Source organism: Solibacillus cecembensis (genome assembly GCF_050272495.1).
Lineage (GTDB): Bacteria > Bacillota > Bacilli > Bacillales_A > Planococcaceae > Solibacillus > Solibacillus cecembensis.
Genome location: NZ_JBNNMF010000015.1, coordinates 74,590 through 92,800, shown reverse-complemented (window position 1 = coordinate 92,800; position 18,211 = coordinate 74,590). Strand labels below are relative to the sequence as shown.

The following is an 18,211-nucleotide window of genomic DNA, read 5'->3' as shown; positions in this document are numbered from 1 at the left end:
GGTAAAGTTTACTGTGAGGGGTTGATGAAATGTTAGATGAAATGAGAAATATGATTTATCAGTTGGATGAGAAAGAATTGAAGTCCACATTATTTCTATTCTATTGCCGCGTGCAAGCTGTTGAGGAAGGTGACGGTTATTCAGAGGAGCAATTCTTTTTAGATATAAAAAATTCATATAATGATTTATTAGATTTCGGAAAAAATAAGGCGAATGATGATCAAGACGCGCAATATGAAGCTACCCATATTGTATTTGGGGATTCTCCGATGGGTAGCTTAAGATTGGCATTAAAAGAGTTAGAATTAAATCAAAAAGAAAAAATTATTACTTTTTCCGATTTATTTTCAATAGGTCCGATTTGGCAATTACATGCCGCACAAGGAATGGATCATCGGTATGAATGGTTAAGAACGCACATTAATATTGATGATGAAGTGCTATCTAATTATCAAACGAACTTTGAACGGACTATTTTAAACATTGAACAAATCCCAACCAATCATCCAATTATTATTTGGGCTGGAGAAAATGCACATGAGCAAACGGGTTTAAGACTTGTACTCAAGTTATTAAAAGGGAAAACAAACGACATCATAATCATTAATACAAACGAAGGATATAAAACTCATTTTGATCGACCCGAAATCGATTTTACACCAAGAAACATGGGGGAACTTTTACATGAGCAATTAAAACAAATTTATGAAAATGAGAAAAATGGTAATACATTAACGCAATCTGAACGGAAAACGCTTGAACAACAATGGGAACAACTATGTGAGGAAAAAGAAGTGTTAAGGATTTGGCAAAATCATAAAATAATTAGTGTTTCTGAAACTTTTTACGACGAGTATATCATTCAAACAGTTAAGACATCTCATAGTAAGCGAAAAAACAATGACTTTATAAAATCAGCTCGAATCATTGGTGAAGTAATCGGTCATTTGGATCAATATGTTGGCGATCAATTTATCGAATATCGTGTTAGACGCTTAATCGTGGATGGCATATTTGATATGGAAGGTGTTCCGAAGGCAATGAGATATTATAGTATTAAAATGCGATAAGACTGGCCTTCAACTAAAATGGATTAGTGGATTAAATAACAGTGGGACAAGGTGACAATGGAAGTAAAAATTCTCGAAGCAGAAACAAATGTGAATATTAGAGAGTTTGAATTTCAAATAAACATGCACTTTACTCAGGTTTTTTAATAAAATGCAGTGATTTAGTACAACGAGGATTTATGAAGTAAGAATTTAGCTATGGAGGGGGCAATGACTTTGAATAAAGGCAAAGTGAGTACAATTTTAGGTGCTTTATCAATTTTGCCGGTGATCGTAAGTAGTATTGTATTTTTTGCACTCAGGGGACCTAATGCTGATGTTTATTTAATAATTATTATTTTTGGTATTTTATCTATTATCGGCATTATACTTGCCATTATTTCTATCTTTATGTCGATATCGTCTAGACTCATAAGGAAATTATTATTTGGATTAGTAGGGTTAAGCGCAAATGTATTTGTTTTATTTTTGGCTTTCTTATTATTGTTAGCAATGGGAATTGGTGAGGCTTAAGTATTTTAGATAAAAGGGGATAGAAAGTGGGTTTACTATTTTGGCTAACTCTTTGTATCTGCATACTCGGTTTTATTGTCCTCGCCCTTATAAAAAGAAATATGGGAAGAAAGAGAAATATTACTACCCAATCGAATGTTTGGTTTATAGTGGCAACCACAATTTGGGGAGTAGCAAGTATATTTCTTCTTGTACAGACAATTCAGCGCAACGAATATTTGTAAAATTGAAAAAGTTAAACCAAAACTCTGATTCTAAAGATGAAAGTAGGTACAATATATGAACATTATTCCTATCAAGTCGACTGGCATCGCTGCTGTATTGTTAAAAGAGATAAATAACATATATCATGTTTTACTACTAAAAAGAACATCCCATAATTTAAATAATATTTGGTGCTATATAGGAGGCAGTATTGAAGATGGAGAAACGGCAATAGGAGCTGTTTATAGAGAAATTGCAGAAGAAACAGGTATTACAGAACTTGTATTGTATTCCTCGAATCAATTTGACCAAATTTTTTCTCCACAAGAGAATTACATTTACATTGCACCCGTATTTGTAGGGTTTGTACATGAAGAACAATCTGTCGTTTTAAACGATGAACATAGTGAATATCAATGGATTCCTTTTGAAAAAGCAAAAGAGGTTGTAAGTTTACCTGGCAATGAAGAAGTTCTCCAATCGATCGAAAATAATTTTGTTAAGAAAAAACCTTTAACATATTTAAAAATTAAACTGCTTCAAGATATTTGATGCGGTTAAGACTTCGAAAGGGTGTTCGTATATCACATGCTAATAACTACGTTTAAAAGTGTAATCAATGCCATAGAAAATACATATCAAACATTAGATTGTACGGGTGCAGCTCTTGTGATTTTTCACAATAACGAGTTGCAGGTCGAGCGATATTGGGGGAAACATTCTGCCAAAAAAGATGCTCGTTTAGTGCAATCGGATACAAAGTTTCATATCGCTTCCTGTCGTAAAAGTTATGTCGCATTTGCTGTTGCGTATGCGCTTCATCATGGATTCATTCAATCATTAGATGCTGAAATTTTAATCTACCTCCCATTACCGCAACAGAAGGAATTGTATAAAGGAATAACAATTCGCCATCTTGTTACGCATTCACACGGACTTATAGAAAGAAATGGCGAAGTAGTTAGAGAATTTACTGCTGGCACGAGCTGGGCATATCGTGATATTAATGTTGAGTTGATTTCTGAAATTATTCAATTTACAACGAAAAAAACAATTGCGGAAATATTAAACTATGAAGTATTTACACCTTCAAATTTCATTGAAACAAATTGGTATAACACATTTGATGATACTTTCGTTGACGTCATAGGAAAAGAGAATAATAGGCATTGGTCTGCTTCCCTAAATCTGGATGGCAGCAAAAAGAATTTGTATGCCTCAGCACGTGAACTAGCGAAATGGGGGCTTTTACATCTAAATAACGGCTCGTTAAATGGTAAACAAGTGATTGATTCAAACATTATTCAACTTGCTACGACTTTACAAAGTCCTTCTTATTCAAATGCGGATTTACCTGAGAACGGGATTTTTTGGTTTGTGAAAGGTTCACAAGCGAAAAAATCTGAAATTGGTGCGCTTGTGCCAAATGGTGCCTATCAAATTTTAGGCTATACGACGGTTACACTATTGATTATTCCAAGTGAAAATATCGTAGCTGTAAGAGCATTTAATAGCTATGGAAATCCTGAGGGCTATGATTATTTGAAGGATGTAAGAGCTTTTGGAGATGCCATAATGTTGGATTTAACTTGATTGTTATTTACAATTAACAGACTAAGAGTATCGAAATGGGGAACCCTCCAAACAATGTATATCACTTATTAAAATAGCTTTTCTCTATATAATTATAGAAGAAAAACAGAAAGATTGGTTAATTTATAATGGAAATAAAGTTCAATAGCTTTTTTAGAGAAGAACTATCAATCGATCGAATTCAAGAAGCCATGGAAAGTGGAGAAATAACATCAAAAGAATTAGTTATGTATTATTTATATAGAATTGCAAATATTGATCAAGGTGGACCGCGAATTAATTCCATGCTTGAAATAAATTCTGAAGCGATATTTATAGCAGAAGCACTAGATAATGAAAGAAAATTAAAAGGTTCCAGAGGCCCCTTACACGGCATTCCGATTGTACTCAAGGACAATATTGAAACAAAAGATTCCATGCATACAAGTGCTGGAACACTCGCATTAGAAAACCACTTAGCCTGTCAAGACGCTTTTCTTGTAAAAAAACTTCGTGAGGCAGGTGCTGTTATATTAGGTAAAACCAATATGACAGAATTAGCAAATGGTATGTCGAGTGAAATGTGGGCAGGTTATAGTGCAAGAGGAGGACAAACATTAAACCCATATGGTGATCCGACACTTTTTGTTGGTGGTTCTAGTTCTGGATCCGCAGTGGCAGTAGCCTCGAATTTTTCAGTACTAGCTGTTGGGACTGAAACAGATGCCTCAATTCTTAGTCCTGCTATTCAAAATTCAGTAGTGGGAATTAAGCCAACTGTTGGTTTAATCAGCCGCAATGGTATTATTCCTTTTACATACTCTCAAGATACTGCCGGACCGTTTGCGAGAACTGTTAAAGACGCAGCCATTTTATTAGGTGCATTAGTGGGAATAGATGACCACGACATTGCTACTTATAAAAGTGAAGGGAACGCACAACAAAATTACACAAACGATTTAGATACGAAAGGATTAAACAACACTAAAATTGGCATATTTAATGATGCACCCAAAGACTATTATGACTCTGGAGAATATGATGCACAATTATTTCAACATGCGATTCAAGCTTTAACTGAACAAGGCGCAACGATAATTGAAAATATCAATATTCCTTCCTTTCATATGGATTGGAAATGGGACGTACCTTTATATGAATTGAAGCATAGCCTAGATAATTATCTTTCTAAGTTGCCTTCTCATATGCCAGTACATTCAATATCTGAATTGATTCAATTCAATAAAAAATTTGGCGAAAAAGCATTGAAATATGGGCAAGATAAATTAGAACGTAGAGAAAGTTATTCAAATACACTAAGAGACTCAAAATATTTAAATGCAAAATTAGAAGACTTATATTTTTCTCAAGAACAAGGAATTGACTATGTATTGAAGAAGTATGACCTCGATGCAATTGTTTTTCCTTCTTACATTGGTTCAACTATTAGTGCGAAAGCGGGCTACCCATCTATAGCAGTACCAGCTGGCTATATGGCCAATGGCAGAACGTTTGGTATAACTTTTGCAGGCACAGCTTTTAGCGAAGGGGACTTAATCAAATTCGCTTTTGCGTTTGAACAGGCGACAAAGCACCGTATTGCTCCAAAACTCTTTTTAGAACGTCGTAGAAAAGATGCAAAAGAATAGTACAGGGAGGCTATGAAATGAACATAACAACGGATAGATTAATAATACGTAAATTTACTTATGACGATTGGCAAAGTGTACATGAATATACATCCGATCCGAATGTTATGAAATATATTCCCGAAGGTGTTTTTACTGAAGGAGCGACAAAAAAGTTTATAAATCAAAATATGGGTGATCAAGCTGAAAAATTTCCTGTTATCTTGATAGATGAAAACATTCTTATTGGGCACATCTTTTTTGGTAAATATTTTGGTGAACATACATACGAGATTGGATGGGTATTCAATCCGAAATATTACAATAAAGGTTATGCTTCTGAAGCAGCAAAAGCGATTTTACAATTTGGTTTTGAAAACATGAAGTTACATCGAATTATAGCAACATGTCAGCCTCAAAATATTCCATCGTATCGAGTTATGGAGAAGATTGGAATGAGAAGGGAAGGCTACTTTAAAAAATGTATTCCGAGCGGTAATGATTGGTGGGATGAGTATTATTACGCAATTTTAGAGGAAGAATGGAAAACAGATATAATAAATTATTAGTAAAATATTGATTGTGCACCTGGTGTATTAATTTTTGTAAAAGGTGGTGTTATTGATGCTTATGAAAGAAGGGCATTTTAATTTCCCTTTAATATATTGGATATTTTTTATTCCAACATTTTTAGCTTTAAGTTATAAAACACTAATTTTAGACGTACAAATTTAAAATTTTTACTTCGATGAACTTGAGGATTTTGGTAGGTATGTATTTTTTCTTGGAGTTAGTTTTGTCGAAGCCTTTATATATTTTTTAATCATTCGAATAGTTGTTGGATTACTCCAATCTTTTTTTAAGAAATTTCATGTTCATTCATAAAAAAAGTTCCCAAATAAAGGTTTAGGTATACATTATTAAGCAATGACTGTTGTTAACTTGACATTCTAGTTATTTGTATGCTAAATGCATTAATCTTACATTCCAAAGTAGAGCTTTGCTATATAGCAATATTGAGAGAGAAAAATCGTAAGGGAGGAATAAAATGTTAGGTAATTTTGCAATAATTATACTTTTAATCACACTTGTGTATATTGTAACGAAAAAATTAAAATTTACAAATCCAATTCCTTTTGCGCTCTTAATGGGCTTAGTCTGTACGCTTTTATTGTGGGTATTAGACTAAATTAGATATAAAGAGATGCTTTGAAAAAATTTGTAATTATACCTTATTTATAATTTCGAATTTGATTGTGCGCTCGGTGTATAAATTATAAGTGTAAAATCAGCATTTTATGGATTACTAATAGGCTGCTTTACTTAAAAATCATTGATTTGCCGCTGTAGTTTTTAATTCTATATTAAACTAAAGAGTAGGTCGTTTGTAAAAAAATGTAATATTTTCGATAAGATGAACGGGAAAAGGTGAGTATAAAATGGAGTATAGACCTTCGTTAAAAGAACTGTTGTTTCAACTAGAGGAGAAATTGTTGAAACCAGAAATCAGGACATCAAAAGATGAACTAACTAATCTTCTAGCAGACAGTTTTTTTGAATTCGGAAGCTCAGGTAAAGTATTGTACAAAAATGAAAGTATTGGTGAAATGAGTCTTGGCATAGTGCGGATGAAAATGAGTGACTTCGAAATTCATCCATTGTCAGAGGGAATAGTTTTAACAACTTACCGAATTTATAACGAGATAAACAAACAATATTCATTACGCAGTTCGATATGGAAGTTAAATGATGGACGTTGGAAGATGCATTTTCATCAAGGGACAAGAGTAACTTCTTCACTTTAATTATTGCTCATTTACAAGGTTAACTTAGTTAAACAAGGATTGATAAAGTATACAAACCTACAAACCGAGTAAACGCTTCAAAATGCAAGTTGGGGGATATACTATTAAGCTACGACTGTTGTAAATCAACGTTCGTGGCTTTTTCTCTTAGCACTATTAATACATCTTTGTATGTATTAATCCCCCAGTTACTACAATGACTTATGGATGCTGAAGAGGACTATTTGTATCCAAAGGGTCAAATGACAAGCGTTCGTTTTGTTTTTTGACCTTGTGCACGAAGAAATTTCAGCAAAGCCTAGACAATTATAGCTGTGAATAACTGAATGATTTCACACTCCTGTTTTTTTGATTAGTTTGAAAGAAACACTTGAATTCTACAGGTCGATAAATCAACAAACGTGTTAATTTATAGTATAATGATGACTTGAAATAATTTGTTGGAAACAGGGAAAAGAGGGAACCAATGCCTACTATACTAGTTGTTGACGACGATGCGAACATTCGCGAACTCGTCTGTTTATTTCTACGCAACGACGGATTCTCAACAGCTGAAGCAGCGGACGGCAAGGAAGCACTGGCCGTCTACACCTCAACGAATGTCGATCTTGTCGTACTTGATATTATGATGCCGAATATGGATGGTTGGACGTTATGCAAGGAACTTCGAAGAGCCAATCCTGATCTGCCTTTACTTATGCTGACTGCGAGAGGAGAAACATGGGAGAAAGTGAAAGGTTTCGAACTTGGGGCGGATGATTATTTAACCAAACCATTCGATCCGTTAGAGTTGACGGTTCGTGTTAGGGCATTACTCAAACGATACAAGATTGGCTACACGCAGAAGATACATCTCGGGAACGTCATCCTTGATCGACAGACCTATAAGGTGATGAAAGGGACAGAGTCGCTTACATTGCCGCTAAAGGAGTTCGAATTGCTGTATAAGCTCGCTGGAACACCCGGACAAGTCTATACGCGCGTGCAGTTGATCGATCAGATTTGGGGAATTGATTACACCGGAGATGATCGAACAGTAGACGTACATATTAAACGCCTGCGTGAACGGTTCGCGACAATAACCGATTTTCGGATCGAAACGGTGCGCGGGCTTGGGTATCGGCTTGAGGTTTATGAATGCTCAAATCCTTATATATACGTGTTGTCCTGACATTTTTAGTCTCCATCATCGGGGGCACAATCATTTCTTTTTTTGTGTCAACTTGGATATTCGAAGATAAATTGAACGAAAACGCTCAAATCAACATACGAAACTTTGGCCAAGACATCATCCAGATTTACAATACCATTCCGTTTCGTGAAGCGGACTTGTTCGTAAGTGAAATGAAGCAGCTTGATTCTTATTATATTCGAATTTACGAAGCAACGGGTCAGTTCAAGTCTTACGGTAAACCTCATGGACACAAACCTTCGCCTGTGACGATGGAGCAACTAAAGAAAGTATTAGATGGAGATGTTGTTCAGGACACTCCTAATGGTATTGCCACGGTTCTCTTAGGGTTGCCGTTGAAAACGGAAATGGGAACGAAAGCGATATTTTTGGAAGCGCTCGCCCCTCCTTCAGCCTCATTTGTCACAAAGTGGGCATTGGTCTTTGCAACATGTTCGTTGATTGCAGGAAGCGTATTGATTCTAGTTGCCTCTGTATTCCTGGTAAGACCGATCAAAAAGCTGACAAAAGCGACCAAGCGGATAGCATCTGGAGATTTCAACGTCAAGTTGAATATTAAGCAAACGAGTGAGCTGGGTACTTTGGCTCGCAGCTTCGAAGAAATGATGCACGATCTTCAGCAACTTGAGCAGATGCGCAGGGAATTCGTATCGAACGTGTCGCACGAGGTTCAATCACCTCTCACTTCGATATCCGGTTATGCTCTAGTGCTTAAGCAAGTTGACCTTACAGAATACGAACGAAGCCGATATCTTGATATAATCATCGCTGAAGCGAAAAGGATGTCCAAAATGAGCGATAGCCTGCTAAAGCTGAGTTTGCTTGAATCGCAGTCAAAGCAACTGCGGCTCTTCACGCTTAGTCTCGATGAACAAATTCGACGGATAATCGTGGCGCTCCAGCCACAATGGTCTGCTCGCAATATACATTTTGAGCTTGATTTACAGACAGTTAAAGTAACGGCTGATCATGACCTGTTACATCAGGTATGGACGAATATCCTCGGAAATAGCATCAAATTTTCCGATGATGCTGGCGTGATTAACGTAAGCATCAAACAAGATATTAAAAACGTGACAATCCTAATATCCGACACTGGTATTGGTATTCACCTTGCCGACCAGAAGCGTATATTCGAGCGTTTTTTTAAGGCCGATCGTTCCCACAGTCGTAAGTATGATGGAAGTGGTATGGGACTTGCTATCGTTAAACAGATTGTGTCACTTCATCAAGGTGACATCCGAGTGAAAAGTGAACCTGGTCAAGGAACAACCTTCATTGTCACCTTGCCAATCACTACACCAACAGATTAGTTAGATTTATTCTCTATGCTACGGCTCTATATGCAATCTTACTTGCATATAGAGCCGTAGCATTTTTTGGACAGTTCATATTCAGTTCATATTGTCGTCATGGGGAGTACATCTTCATTGGTTAAGATTTCATTACAGACACATGAAGGCAAACAAACAGATCAGGACACGACAGGAGAAGATGACAGTGACACAACAAGAGGAAAAGAAAATGCGGAGTGGAATGAAAATAAAGAAAGTGCGAAACATCTTACTTAAAATCATAGGAGCAATCGTTCTAGCCATTGTACTTTTTTTAGGTATTGTTTATATCGCAAATGTGATGAGTAGTCATTCGGAGCAAAAACGAATAGTGCCTTATGGGCAGCACGTATCTGTAGACGGGAAAAACATGAATGTGTTAATTCAAGGCGAGGGCGAGGAAACGATAGTGCTCCTGCCTGGTTATGGAACAGCTACTCCAGGGCTTGATTTTAAGCTTCTTATCGATGAATTATCTCCATTTTACAAAGTTGTTGTGGTAGAGCCTTTCGGTTATGGATTAAGTGATGAAACTGTAAAAGAGCGAACTACGGAGAATATTGTTAGTGAAGTTCATGAAGCACTACAGCAGCTTAATATTAACAGATACATGCTCATGGGCCACTCTATTACAGGCATTTATGGAATTGATTACGTGAACAAATATCCAAACGAGGTGACAGCATTTGTCGGAATCGATAGCAGTGTTGCAACACAACCGGGTATGGATGTCAATTTCCCATTGAAAACGTTTGCATATCTCAAAAAATCAGGTCTCTTAAGATTGACTATGAAAATCAGTGCTGACCCCTATGTTGGACTGGCATTTGATGAAAAAACCGTAGAGCAAATGAAAATGATTTCGAATAAAAATATGTTTAATGACACAACCTTGAATGAAATGAGCCATATTTCGTCTAATTTTAAAGGGGCTCAAGGTTTAACCTTCCCTAAATATCTTCCACTTCTACTCTTTGTACAAGCGGATAATGAAGATGTAGCAGGATGGATACCTCTGCATGAAGGGCAGATTAATGACTCGGTACATGGAAAATTAGTAACCATGGATGGATCACATTATTTACATCATACCAAATTCAAAGAAATCGCTGAAAACGTTAAACTATTTATGAAAGAAGTAAAGTAAGTGTTCAGAGAAAGGTTCATCCGTTATTTTATTCATTTGTCTACAGTCTGCAAGACCATCATTTCGATGGTCTTTTTCTTATTTTTAAAACTGTCAATATATATAGTATCGGAACTAAATCCAAGATAGGTAACCTATAACGCAAATTTATAAGATGCGAAAGGTGAGTTATTAGTTTTTTATTTATTGAATTTGTTTGATCTGAAGTGGCTGCCAACAGGGGAATACCATACGGAAGAAATCTCTCCTGATGGCACATATACTTTAATAGCCTATGTATCGAGACCTAGCTTAAGCGCTGATGCTGTGAGAGGTGAATTAGTATTTAATAGGCGTAATGGTAAAACAAAAAATATTTACTGGAATTATCGAGAATTAACAGCCAAAATTGAATGGTTTGATAATAAAACAGTAGTAATTAATGGGCATACTCTTGAAATACCTAATGAAAAATATGATTGGCGTAAACAATAGTTTGGTTTACATTATTTCGTTATGCTTACTTATTCTAATCTATTTTTTTCAATACAAGAATCTCCACAAATAGAATGTTGCATAGGATTCCCAGCCTTTCCAAGGGGCAGCAATTTTCAATATTTCTTCTTTCGTTGGATTCTCATCTGCACCCGTTAAATGTTTAATCGCATTATGCAAACCGACATCAGCAATTGGAAATGCGTTCGGGAATCGAAGACAACGCATTAATACATAGTTTGCAGTCCATGGACCGATACCGCGGATTTTGATCAGCATTTTTTCTGCTTCTTTAAAGTTTCCATTCCCCATTATAAGTGATTTTGAAATACGACCTTCAACAATTAGCTGCGCAACCCCAATAAGGTATTCACATTTTTTAATCGTCATTTTTAGCGAGGCTAGATCTTCAACAGTAAGATTGGCAATGTCTTTCGCTTTAGGGAAAATCCAATATTGACGGCCTTCCCATTCAAGTGACTTGCCAAATTTTTCGACAAGGCGTTTTTTTAATGTGTAGGCATATGTCAAATTAATCTGCTGTCCGAGAATTCCCCAAGTCAATGCTTCAAATAAGTCTGGAATCCCTACGTTACGTAATCCATAAAATTCATCAATCGCTTTATGTAGCAACAAGTCATTTTTGGCCATTTCATAAAAAGGCTTTAAATCATTATCCAAATCAAACCATTCCCGTACATAGTTAATAACTTCGTCGCGTACTTTTTGGCTTGTCGGATGAGTATTTCCTAAAAACCGAAGTACAAGATTTCCATCAGTATTTCCGCTAACCTCAACCAATAGAACTTCATCTAGTACAGGAATCGCTTTAATAATTTTGTCTTCGCGAACTTCAAACATGCACTCATTTGAAGAGCGTTGCATATAACGAATATTTTCTATAAAGCTGAATTCGTTTGGAACTTTTATTACTAAATCATCACTTTGATAAACAACCATACATAAACACTCCTTCAACATTAACTACTTATCTTAGTTGTATCATAAAGTTGCAATTAAATATTTCGTTATCTTGCTCTTACATCCTATTAAGTACTGATTAGCAAATAAATGCGGGTATACTACAAGTAGTAAAGAGGTGATTTTATGAATAACAATCAAGACATTTTGCAATTAACCGATGAACGATGGCAAGCAATTACGCGAAATGACAAATCGTATGATGAGGTTTTTATATACGCAGTAAAATCAACCGGCATCTGTTGTCGTCCCTCTTGTAAGTCGAGAGATCCTAAAAAAGAGAATGTCCGCATTTTTAACGATGTGAACGAGGCCATTGCTGAAGGTTTTCGTCCTTGTAAACGATGTAAACCCGGAGGCATACATTTACCTGATGAAGAATGGGTCACTCAAATCAAAGTATATATAAACACGGATTATTATAAACCGTTATCGTTGGAAATATTAGCAGACGTGTGTCATGGAAGTCCCTATCATTTGCATCGGACATTTAAGAGAATCGCAAGGCTGACACCTGTCGAATACATCCAACAAGTACGTATTTCAAATGCGATGAAGGAACTTAAAACAAGTGATAAATCCATCGCAGAAATTGGTTTTTCTGTCGGATTCCCGAATACTCCCTATTTCATTACATTATTTAAAAATAGAACGGGCCAAACACCTAAACAGTATCAAAAAAAACAAATGGAGGCGAAAATAGATGGAGAAAAACAATGAAAATCTTGTATATTGGATGCTACTCAATAACGGGAAATGGGCAATGTATATTGCAGCAACAACAGAAGGACTTTGTTATGTCGGTTCACAACATGCCCCATTTGATGAACTTGCCACTTGGGTGAATAAACAGCTGCCCTTTTATGTACTTTCAAAAGATGAGATTGTATTGAAACCTTATGCAATAGAATTAATTGATTACTTAGAAGGGAGGCGTCAAGAATTCACATTGCCAAGAGTCCTCCATGGCACAGCGTTTCAACAAGTAGTCTGGAAAGTGTTGCAGGAAATTCCCTATGGACAAAACGTTTCATACACAGATATTGCCGAACGAATTCAAAAACCAAACGCAGTTCGCGCCGTCGGAACTGCCATTGGCGCCAATCCTGTCTTAATCTCAGTTCCTTGTCATCGAGTCGTTGCAAAAAGTGGAAAATTGACAGGTTATAGAGGTGGTTTAGAGATGAAGGAACAACTATTAGGGCTAGAAAAGGGAGGGGAAATAACAGGTGACTACAAGTATTCATGACCGAATTATAGCTTTGAATTGGGGAAATATACACGAACAGTTAGATGATTTTGGATTTGCAATTTTTTCCGGAAAGTTAGCTCTATTTGAGTCAACAAGGATTCGAACCTTGAGAGTAACTGACAGTAAGATTCCGAACTTGTCTCGGCTTTTTTAGGTCACTATATAACAATGCGGCATTCATTTATATGAATGCCGCATTGTTATCTTTTCGTTCATGCTATTAACTTACCAGTCATGAATGATCAATCTCAATATCATTTATACAGCTTTATATGCAAGAATCCTCAAATGTAATCCCCAGTCCATTAATTTCATTCCCCGCGCGCAAGCTCTCGTGATCGTGTTTCGGCACTGCGTATACAACTGGCAATCGCTTCGTTAAACTGCATCGCTTCTAACGCACGAATGCCAGCCTCCGTTGTACCACCTGGACTTGTCACTTTGCGTCTTAAAACTTCAGGTTCATCCTTACCAGTTTTCATCATTTCCGCTGAACCAGCAATCGTTTGCACCATTAATTGGCGGACAATTTCTTTTGAGAGCCCGAACTCAGAACCAACTCGTTCAAATGCTTCTAATAAATAATATAAATATGCAGGACCACTACCTGAAAGCGCGGTAACGGCATGCAGTTTATCCTCTGGAACCTCAATCACAATGCCAACTGCTTCTAATAATTGGCGGTATAACGCACGCTGAACATCTGAAACGAGCAAATTAAAAGCAATGCCTGATGCGGACATTCCAATTGTGGCAGAAGTATTTGGCATGACGCGTGCAATTGCGCGTTGTCCGAAATGCTGTTCAATCGTTTCGATACTAATTCCAGCTAAAATGGAAAGAATCGCAGCATCCGAATTAATATAGGGTTGTATTTTGTTCATTGCTTCTTTCGCATCTTTTGGTTTCATCGCTAAAATAATTAAATCTGCATCTTCCATTTCTTCATACGCTGTCAGTTGGTTGACACCATAGTTTGTTACGAGCTGTTGTAGTCGATCGATATTAGAGCGATTGGACACATAAATAGCGGCTGGATTGACGACTTTATTTTCAACCCAACCATGTATGAGTGCTTCAGCCATTGAGCCTGCACCAATAAAAATGATTTTTTGCATAGTTTATTCCTCCAGTTTACTATCAATTTCGCCTCGGCTTCATCACATCTAGATTTTAAATTATGATTAGCGCTGTACTTTACACGATTTATCACAGTTGAACAATACAAAAAGCGCTCTCATCCTTAGCATTTGCAAGGACGAAAACGCTTGTTTCCGCGGTACCACCTTATGTTCACATCAATATGTGCAACTTCATTCGCCTTTTTATCGCAAAGGATACGGTTATGTTGTCATAACGGCTCCAAAGTAGGTTCAATTATTTGAGCGGGCTATGCCGATTCCAGCGTTTACGGCACTCTCTTTAACCATCAAAATAATTTACTTCGCTTTTTCATCGCCTGTAAATTTAGAATTATCAAGAATTATATAAGTGTAATGCAAAACTGTCAACCTTTGACGTGACGAATCGATGAGAAAGAGGTAGAATAAATGAATAACCATTCACAAATAGATAGACAAAAAGGGGAATTGACGATGGATATTTTTAAAATAGAAATACCAACACCATATGCGGTAGGGGATGTTAATGCTTTTTTAGTTAAAGGTGATGCACTCACATTATTTGATGTAGGTCCAAAAACAGAAGAAGCTTATGATGCACTGAAATGGGGAATTCGAAGTGCGGGCTATGATATGAAAGATGTGGAGCAAGTTGTTTTAACGCATCACCATCCAGATCATGTAGGGTGGGTAGATGCTTTTAGCCATGCTGAAATATTAGGTCACGCTTATGTCGATCATTGGATGAAAAAAACACCAGAATTTCTTAGCTATCATGAAACATTTTATGCGAAACAATTAAAAGAAGGCGGCGTGCCAGATAAATATATTCAAAGAATTTTAAAAGTTAAAGGTGAAATTGAATTGTTTGGTTCTATTCCTTTAACGGGATATTTAAAAGAAGGGGATGAAATACCAGGTCATAAAGGGTTAATGGTTTATGAAACGCCTGGACATGGGCAAAGTCATCTCGTATTTTTAGAGGAAGGGACGAAACAATGCATTGGTGGTGATTTATTGCTCGAACGCACATCATCTAATCCGTTAGTGGAGCCGCCTGTTGATTTATCGATGGAACGGCCAAAATCATTATTACAATATAATGCGTCACTTCAAAGATTGAAGGCATTAAACGTTTCAAAATTATATACAGGTCATGGTGGGGAAATTACTGAAGTTGGTAAATTAATAGACGATCGACTAGAACGCCAAAAGCAACGTTCTCTAAAAGTATATGATTTACTCGTTAAGTCACAATCGAATTTTGAGCTAACGACACAGCTATTTGAACGACTTTATCAACAGCAGCTAGGTTTAACACTGTCAGAAACGCTAGGTCAGCTTGATTATTTAGTAGCCAATGAAATGATTGAAGAGAACATGCAAGACGGGGTTATTTATTATAGTAGAGTGTAGAATAAATGGAAGAAAGTCATCATTTTATTGTTTTTAAAATGATGATTTTTTCTTGTCCTTGTAACGGATACATGCATCGTGAAGGCAAAAATTTGATAAACTGAATCATCTTCTTTAGAATCATATAAGGAACAACTAGAATTTTTTAGAGAAGCTGGAGGAAATTAAAACGTGAAGAAATATTGGATATTCCTTCTATTATTCGTGTTAGCAGGTTGCAGTAGTAGTGATAACGATGATGCAAAGCAATTTACGGAGAAGCAAGCGGTACCATTTGAAATCGTTCATTATGAAGAAAAAATTGCACCAGTTTATGAATCGCTTGTGCCATATATTTCTTATGCGGGCACAGATGGGCAATTAAAAGAACTAAAAAGCCGCTTTCAAATAGATGGTTTTACAGTAAATATGGATGAATATACAGCTTTATTTCTCGTGACCTATTCGGGCAGTTGCGGCATTGCTGTGGACGGGGTTTACAATGATGCAGGAAAATTAGCGGTTCAGCTAATGGAGCCACTAGGAACAGACTGTGAAAAAGAGGGCATTCCACATACATTTGTGTTGCAAGTACCAAAGCAACAATTTGAGAAAGTGCAATTGTATAACGGCAATATTATTAAATCATCTATAGAGGTAAAAAATTAGGAGCACCCTGTGTACAAACAATGCGGGGAAATGTCATAAATGAAACCTGTTCAAACGTACATCTGAACAGGTTTTTTTCTATTGTCTGCAAAAGGGAGGATTAAATGGATATTGTCTTTGCACTCCGTGAGGAATATTTTGACACTTACAATGAAAAGATGTAACGTATAACATGGATCATCCAATCTATTTCAAAGGAGCACGAAAATTGAGTGACTTTCTTTTTTTTGCTATTGTCTTTTTAGTTGTTCTCCTACCGACCTTACTGTGTCTGCGTGCTTTTTTTGTGCAATGGCGCATTCGGAAAGCCATTCGCAAAGGGCTTAAAATAAATAAAAAAGAATTGGAATTAATGAGTGGCTATACAAATGGTGAATATGAAATTTATCGGCATGTGTCAAACTATGCCAGGGCAAAAACGGGCTATTTGCGAATTTTTAAATCGCGGGGCAAGCTGGAGCAGCAAATTAATCGAGAATTAAGTCGTAAGACAAAAAGTTCTTTGACACGCTTTTTTTCATGGTTCCTTGTAACAATGAAATTTGCGCTGTCCTTCGTATTAGTAGTTGCTAGTCTTCTATTTGGATCGATAGCACGAGATGAATGGAAGGCAGCTGATTTACGCTTACCAACATTAGATTCCAATTTAACAATCACGCGAGACATTGATCCAAGTAAAAGTATCGCTGAGTTACTCGCTGTTTTTTCAGATAACCCTACGCGACTGCAAAGTTTTAATTATGCAGATTCGAATGACTTGATTACACCTGTTTACGCAACGTATCAATTACCACAAGTCGTAAATTCGGCTGAATCGTTAGGGCAAGCTATGTCATTTTATATGGGCAATTTTAAAAATAAATTTGCCGTAAATGTGGATACAAGTCAGCTTTCAATTGCACAAATAATGGACGAAACCTATAATTGGCTCGACAAAAACGAGCCGTATCTTTACCGCACAACGACAGGGATTTCATCTTATTACTATGATTATGGAAGCTATGCCGAGGTTCATTTCACAACCAATTATGATTTATCAGCCGAGCAGCATGCGCTCATGCACGGGAAAGTAAAGCAGCTTGTAGAGATGATGCCACCAAACTTATCCGATGTTGAAAAGGTGAAATATGTAAATGATTATATAGTTTCGCAAACGGTATATGAGCTAGAAAGCGAAGTAAGTCCGTATTCACCATATTCTGTTTTGATGAACGGGGAAGGGGTTTGTCAGGGCTATGCTTTAGCAGCGCTTTTATTATTTGATGAAATGGGCATGGAAGCACAATATGTTACGGGAGATGCAATTCCAGTTGGAGGACATGCGTGGAATCTAGTGAAGGTAGACGGCGAATGGTATCATTTGGACACTACATGGAATGACCCAATACCTGATCAAGGGAAAAAGATTCGCTACGACTATTTTTTACTTGCAGACGAAACGATGGCACGTGACCATGTATGGGCGTTTGACGAATTCCCTAAGACGGCAGAAGTGAATTACTACTAAGCTAAATAGCAGCTATAAGACAAAAATCCGCCACTTACAACGAGGGAAATTGTAGAGTGGAGGATTTTTGTTATTTCGTTAAGTCTACTAACACTTTAATCGAATTTTTAGCAGCAAACACCGTATTAAGCAAAAAACTCTTTGTTGAGGTATTGAAAAAATAAAAATTAATGGTAAAATCTATTTTAGCCCGTAATTATGGCAAGTAAGAAAATAGTTAGCGTTGAGAAGGAAGAGTAAGTAAGCCGCGTTTTTTAGAGAGCTTCTGTTGGTGGGAATGGAGCAAACAAAACTTACTGAATATGACCTTTGAGCTTCGTACCGAAATTTGAGTAGGCTACGACGAG

The 18,211-nt window shown here is 36.6% G+C and carries 20 protein-coding genes and 1 other annotated feature (1 of these 21 cut by a window edge); of the genes, 18 read left to right on the top strand and 2 right to left on the bottom strand.

The window, feature by feature from the left end:
* Positions 1–29: 29 nt before the first annotated feature.
* The 13 genes from ACQKIH_RS14230 (at position 30) to ACQKIH_RS14170 (ending at position 10,939) form a co-directional block, all read left to right on the top strand.
* On the top strand, positions 30–1,070 hold the full coding sequence (locus ACQKIH_RS14230; protein WP_427767100.1) for a DUF1835 domain-containing protein: 1,041 nt from the start codon (positions 30–32) through the stop codon (positions 1,068–1,070).
* Positions 1,071–1,286: 216 nt separating this feature from the next.
* The gene (locus ACQKIH_RS14225; RefSeq protein WP_427767098.1) at positions 1,287–1,583 is read left to right on the top strand and encodes a hypothetical protein; all 297 of its coding nucleotides are present in this window, start codon (positions 1,287–1,289) and stop codon (positions 1,581–1,583) included.
* A gap of 279 nt (positions 1,584–1,862) precedes the next feature.
* A complete protein-coding gene (locus tag ACQKIH_RS14220; protein WP_427767095.1) occupies positions 1,863–2,339 on the top strand; it encodes an NUDIX hydrolase in 477 nt (158 codons plus the stop codon).
* Between the two features lie 36 nt (positions 2,340–2,375).
* Positions 2,376–3,380 carry a serine hydrolase domain-containing protein gene (locus ACQKIH_RS14215; RefSeq protein WP_427767093.1) on the top strand — a complete coding sequence of 335 codons (1,005 nt, stop codon included), beginning with the start codon at positions 2,376–2,378 and terminating at the stop codon, positions 3,378–3,380.
* 128 nt (positions 3,381–3,508) lie between these two features.
* Positions 3,509–5,008, top strand: a complete 1,500-nt coding sequence (locus tag ACQKIH_RS14210; protein WP_427767090.1) for an amidase family protein — start codon at positions 3,509–3,511, stop codon at positions 5,006–5,008.
* A 17-nt stretch (positions 5,009–5,025) separates the two neighbouring features.
* Positions 5,026–5,556 carry a GNAT family N-acetyltransferase gene (locus ACQKIH_RS14205; protein WP_427767088.1) on the top strand — a complete coding sequence of 177 codons (531 nt, stop codon included), beginning with the start codon at positions 5,026–5,028 and terminating at the stop codon, positions 5,554–5,556.
* A 479-nt stretch (positions 5,557–6,035) separates the two neighbouring features.
* On the top strand, positions 6,036–6,176 hold the full coding sequence (locus tag ACQKIH_RS14200; protein WP_427767086.1) for a hypothetical protein: 141 nt from the start codon (positions 6,036–6,038) through the stop codon (positions 6,174–6,176).
* A 250-nt stretch (positions 6,177–6,426) separates the two neighbouring features.
* A complete protein-coding gene (locus ACQKIH_RS14195) occupies positions 6,427–6,792 on the top strand; it encodes a nuclear transport factor 2 family protein (RefSeq protein ID WP_427767083.1) in 366 nt (121 codons plus the stop codon).
* Between the two features lie 466 nt (positions 6,793–7,258).
* Positions 7,259–7,963, top strand: coding sequence for a response regulator transcription factor (locus ACQKIH_RS14190; RefSeq protein WP_427767081.1), 705 nt, complete (start codon positions 7,259–7,261; stop codon positions 7,961–7,963).
* The gene (locus ACQKIH_RS14185; protein WP_427767079.1) at positions 7,930–9,297 is read left to right on the top strand and encodes a sensor histidine kinase; all 1,368 of its coding nucleotides are present in this window, start codon (positions 7,930–7,932) and stop codon (positions 9,295–9,297) included. The genes ACQKIH_RS14190 and ACQKIH_RS14185 overlap by 34 nt, the downstream gene beginning before the upstream one ends.
* 117 nt (positions 9,298–9,414) lie before the next feature.
* Positions 9,415–9,555 (top strand): hypothetical protein, encoded by a 141-nt coding sequence (locus ACQKIH_RS14180; RefSeq protein WP_427767076.1) that lies wholly within the window; start codon positions 9,415–9,417, stop codon positions 9,553–9,555.
* Complete coding sequence (locus tag ACQKIH_RS14175) at positions 9,509–10,465, top strand: alpha/beta hydrolase (RefSeq protein WP_427767181.1); 957 nt, start codon at positions 9,509–9,511, stop codon at positions 10,463–10,465. Before ACQKIH_RS14180 ends, ACQKIH_RS14175 begins: the two co-directional genes overlap by 47 nt.
* A 186-nt stretch (positions 10,466–10,651) precedes the next feature.
* Positions 10,652–10,939 (top strand): DUF5412 family protein, encoded by a 288-nt coding sequence (locus ACQKIH_RS14170; protein ID WP_427767073.1) that lies wholly within the window; start codon positions 10,652–10,654, stop codon positions 10,937–10,939.
* A 48-nt stretch (positions 10,940–10,987) separates the two neighbouring features.
* Here ACQKIH_RS14170 and ACQKIH_RS14165 read toward each other — a convergent pair whose 3' ends face one another.
* Positions 10,988–11,899 carry a DNA-3-methyladenine glycosylase family protein gene (locus ACQKIH_RS14165; protein WP_427767071.1) on the bottom strand — a complete coding sequence of 304 codons (912 nt, stop codon included), beginning with the start codon at positions 11,897–11,899 and terminating at the stop codon, positions 10,988–10,990.
* 147 nt (positions 11,900–12,046) lie between these two features.
* Between ACQKIH_RS14165 and ACQKIH_RS14160 the strand changes: the two genes are divergently transcribed.
* Both ACQKIH_RS14160 and ACQKIH_RS14155 read left to right on the top strand, forming a co-directional pair.
* Positions 12,047–12,640 carry a bifunctional transcriptional activator/DNA repair enzyme AdaA gene (locus ACQKIH_RS14160; RefSeq protein WP_057985027.1) on the top strand — a complete coding sequence of 198 codons (594 nt, stop codon included), beginning with the start codon at positions 12,047–12,049 and terminating at the stop codon, positions 12,638–12,640.
* On the top strand, positions 12,624–13,169 hold the full coding sequence (locus tag ACQKIH_RS14155) for a methylated-DNA--[protein]-cysteine S-methyltransferase (RefSeq protein WP_057985029.1): 546 nt from the start codon (positions 12,624–12,626) through the stop codon (positions 13,167–13,169). The genes ACQKIH_RS14160 and ACQKIH_RS14155 overlap by 17 nt, the downstream gene beginning before the upstream one ends.
* A gap of 314 nt (positions 13,170–13,483) precedes the next feature.
* On the opposite strand, the gene proC is transcribed toward ACQKIH_RS14155, so the two are convergent.
* On the bottom strand, positions 13,484–14,290 hold the full coding sequence (gene proC / locus ACQKIH_RS14150) for a pyrroline-5-carboxylate reductase (protein WP_427767067.1): 807 nt from the start codon (positions 14,288–14,290) through the stop codon (positions 13,484–13,486).
* A gap of 477 nt (positions 14,291–14,767) precedes the next feature.
* On the opposite strand from proC, the gene ACQKIH_RS14145 reads away from it, so the two are divergent.
* The 3 genes from ACQKIH_RS14145 (at position 14,768) to ACQKIH_RS14135 (ending at position 17,864) form a co-directional block, all read left to right on the top strand.
* Complete coding sequence (locus tag ACQKIH_RS14145; RefSeq protein WP_427767179.1) at positions 14,768–15,709, top strand: MBL fold metallo-hydrolase; 942 nt, start codon at positions 14,768–14,770, stop codon at positions 15,707–15,709.
* A 171-nt stretch (positions 15,710–15,880) separates the two neighbouring features.
* Entirely contained in the window at positions 15,881–16,357 is a 477-nt protein-coding gene (locus ACQKIH_RS14140) for a Fe-S oxidoreductase (RefSeq protein ID WP_427767064.1), read from the top strand.
* 208 nt (positions 16,358–16,565) lie between these two features.
* Entirely contained in the window at positions 16,566–17,864 is a 1,299-nt protein-coding gene (locus ACQKIH_RS14135; protein WP_427767062.1) for a transglutaminase domain-containing protein, read from the top strand.
* Between the two features lie 214 nt (positions 17,865–18,078).
* Positions 18,079–18,211, top strand: a binding site (T-box leader); it runs 107 nt beyond the window's last position.

Coding starts and splice junctions, on each gene's coding strand:
- ACQKIH_RS14205 (WP_427767088.1), top strand. CDS start 5,026: ATGAACATAACAACGGATAGATTAATAATACGTAAATTTACTTATGAC.
- ACQKIH_RS14175 (WP_427767181.1), top strand. CDS start 9,509: ATGCGGAGTGGAATGAAAATAAAGAAAGTGCGAAACATCTTACTTAAA.
- ACQKIH_RS14160 (WP_057985027.1), top strand. CDS start 12,047: ATGAATAACAATCAAGACATTTTGCAATTAACCGATGAACGATGGCAA.
- ACQKIH_RS14165 (WP_427767071.1), bottom strand. CDS start 11,899: ATGGTTGTTTATCAAAGTGATGATTTAGTAATAAAAGTTCCAAACGAA.
- proC (WP_427767067.1), bottom strand. CDS start 14,290: ATGCAAAAAATCATTTTTATTGGTGCAGGCTCAATGGCTGAAGCACTC.
- ACQKIH_RS14220 (WP_427767095.1), top strand. CDS start 1,863: ATGAACATTATTCCTATCAAGTCGACTGGCATCGCTGCTGTATTGTTA.
- ACQKIH_RS14215 (WP_427767093.1), top strand. CDS start 2,376: ATGCTAATAACTACGTTTAAAAGTGTAATCAATGCCATAGAAAATACA.
- ACQKIH_RS14210 (WP_427767090.1), top strand. CDS start 3,509: ATGGAAATAAAGTTCAATAGCTTTTTTAGAGAAGAACTATCAATCGAT.
- ACQKIH_RS14190 (WP_427767081.1), top strand. CDS start 7,259: ATGCCTACTATACTAGTTGTTGACGACGATGCGAACATTCGCGAACTC.
- ACQKIH_RS14195 (WP_427767083.1), top strand. CDS start 6,427: ATGGAGTATAGACCTTCGTTAAAAGAACTGTTGTTTCAACTAGAGGAG.
- ACQKIH_RS14145 (WP_427767179.1), top strand. CDS start 14,768: ATGGATATTTTTAAAATAGAAATACCAACACCATATGCGGTAGGGGAT.
- ACQKIH_RS14185 (WP_427767079.1), top strand. CDS start 7,930: ATGCTCAAATCCTTATATATACGTGTTGTCCTGACATTTTTAGTCTCC.
- ACQKIH_RS14230 (WP_427767100.1), top strand. CDS start 30: ATGTTAGATGAAATGAGAAATATGATTTATCAGTTGGATGAGAAAGAA.
- ACQKIH_RS14200 (WP_427767086.1), top strand. CDS start 6,036: ATGTTAGGTAATTTTGCAATAATTATACTTTTAATCACACTTGTGTAT.
- ACQKIH_RS14155 (WP_057985029.1), top strand. CDS start 12,624: ATGGAGAAAAACAATGAAAATCTTGTATATTGGATGCTACTCAATAAC.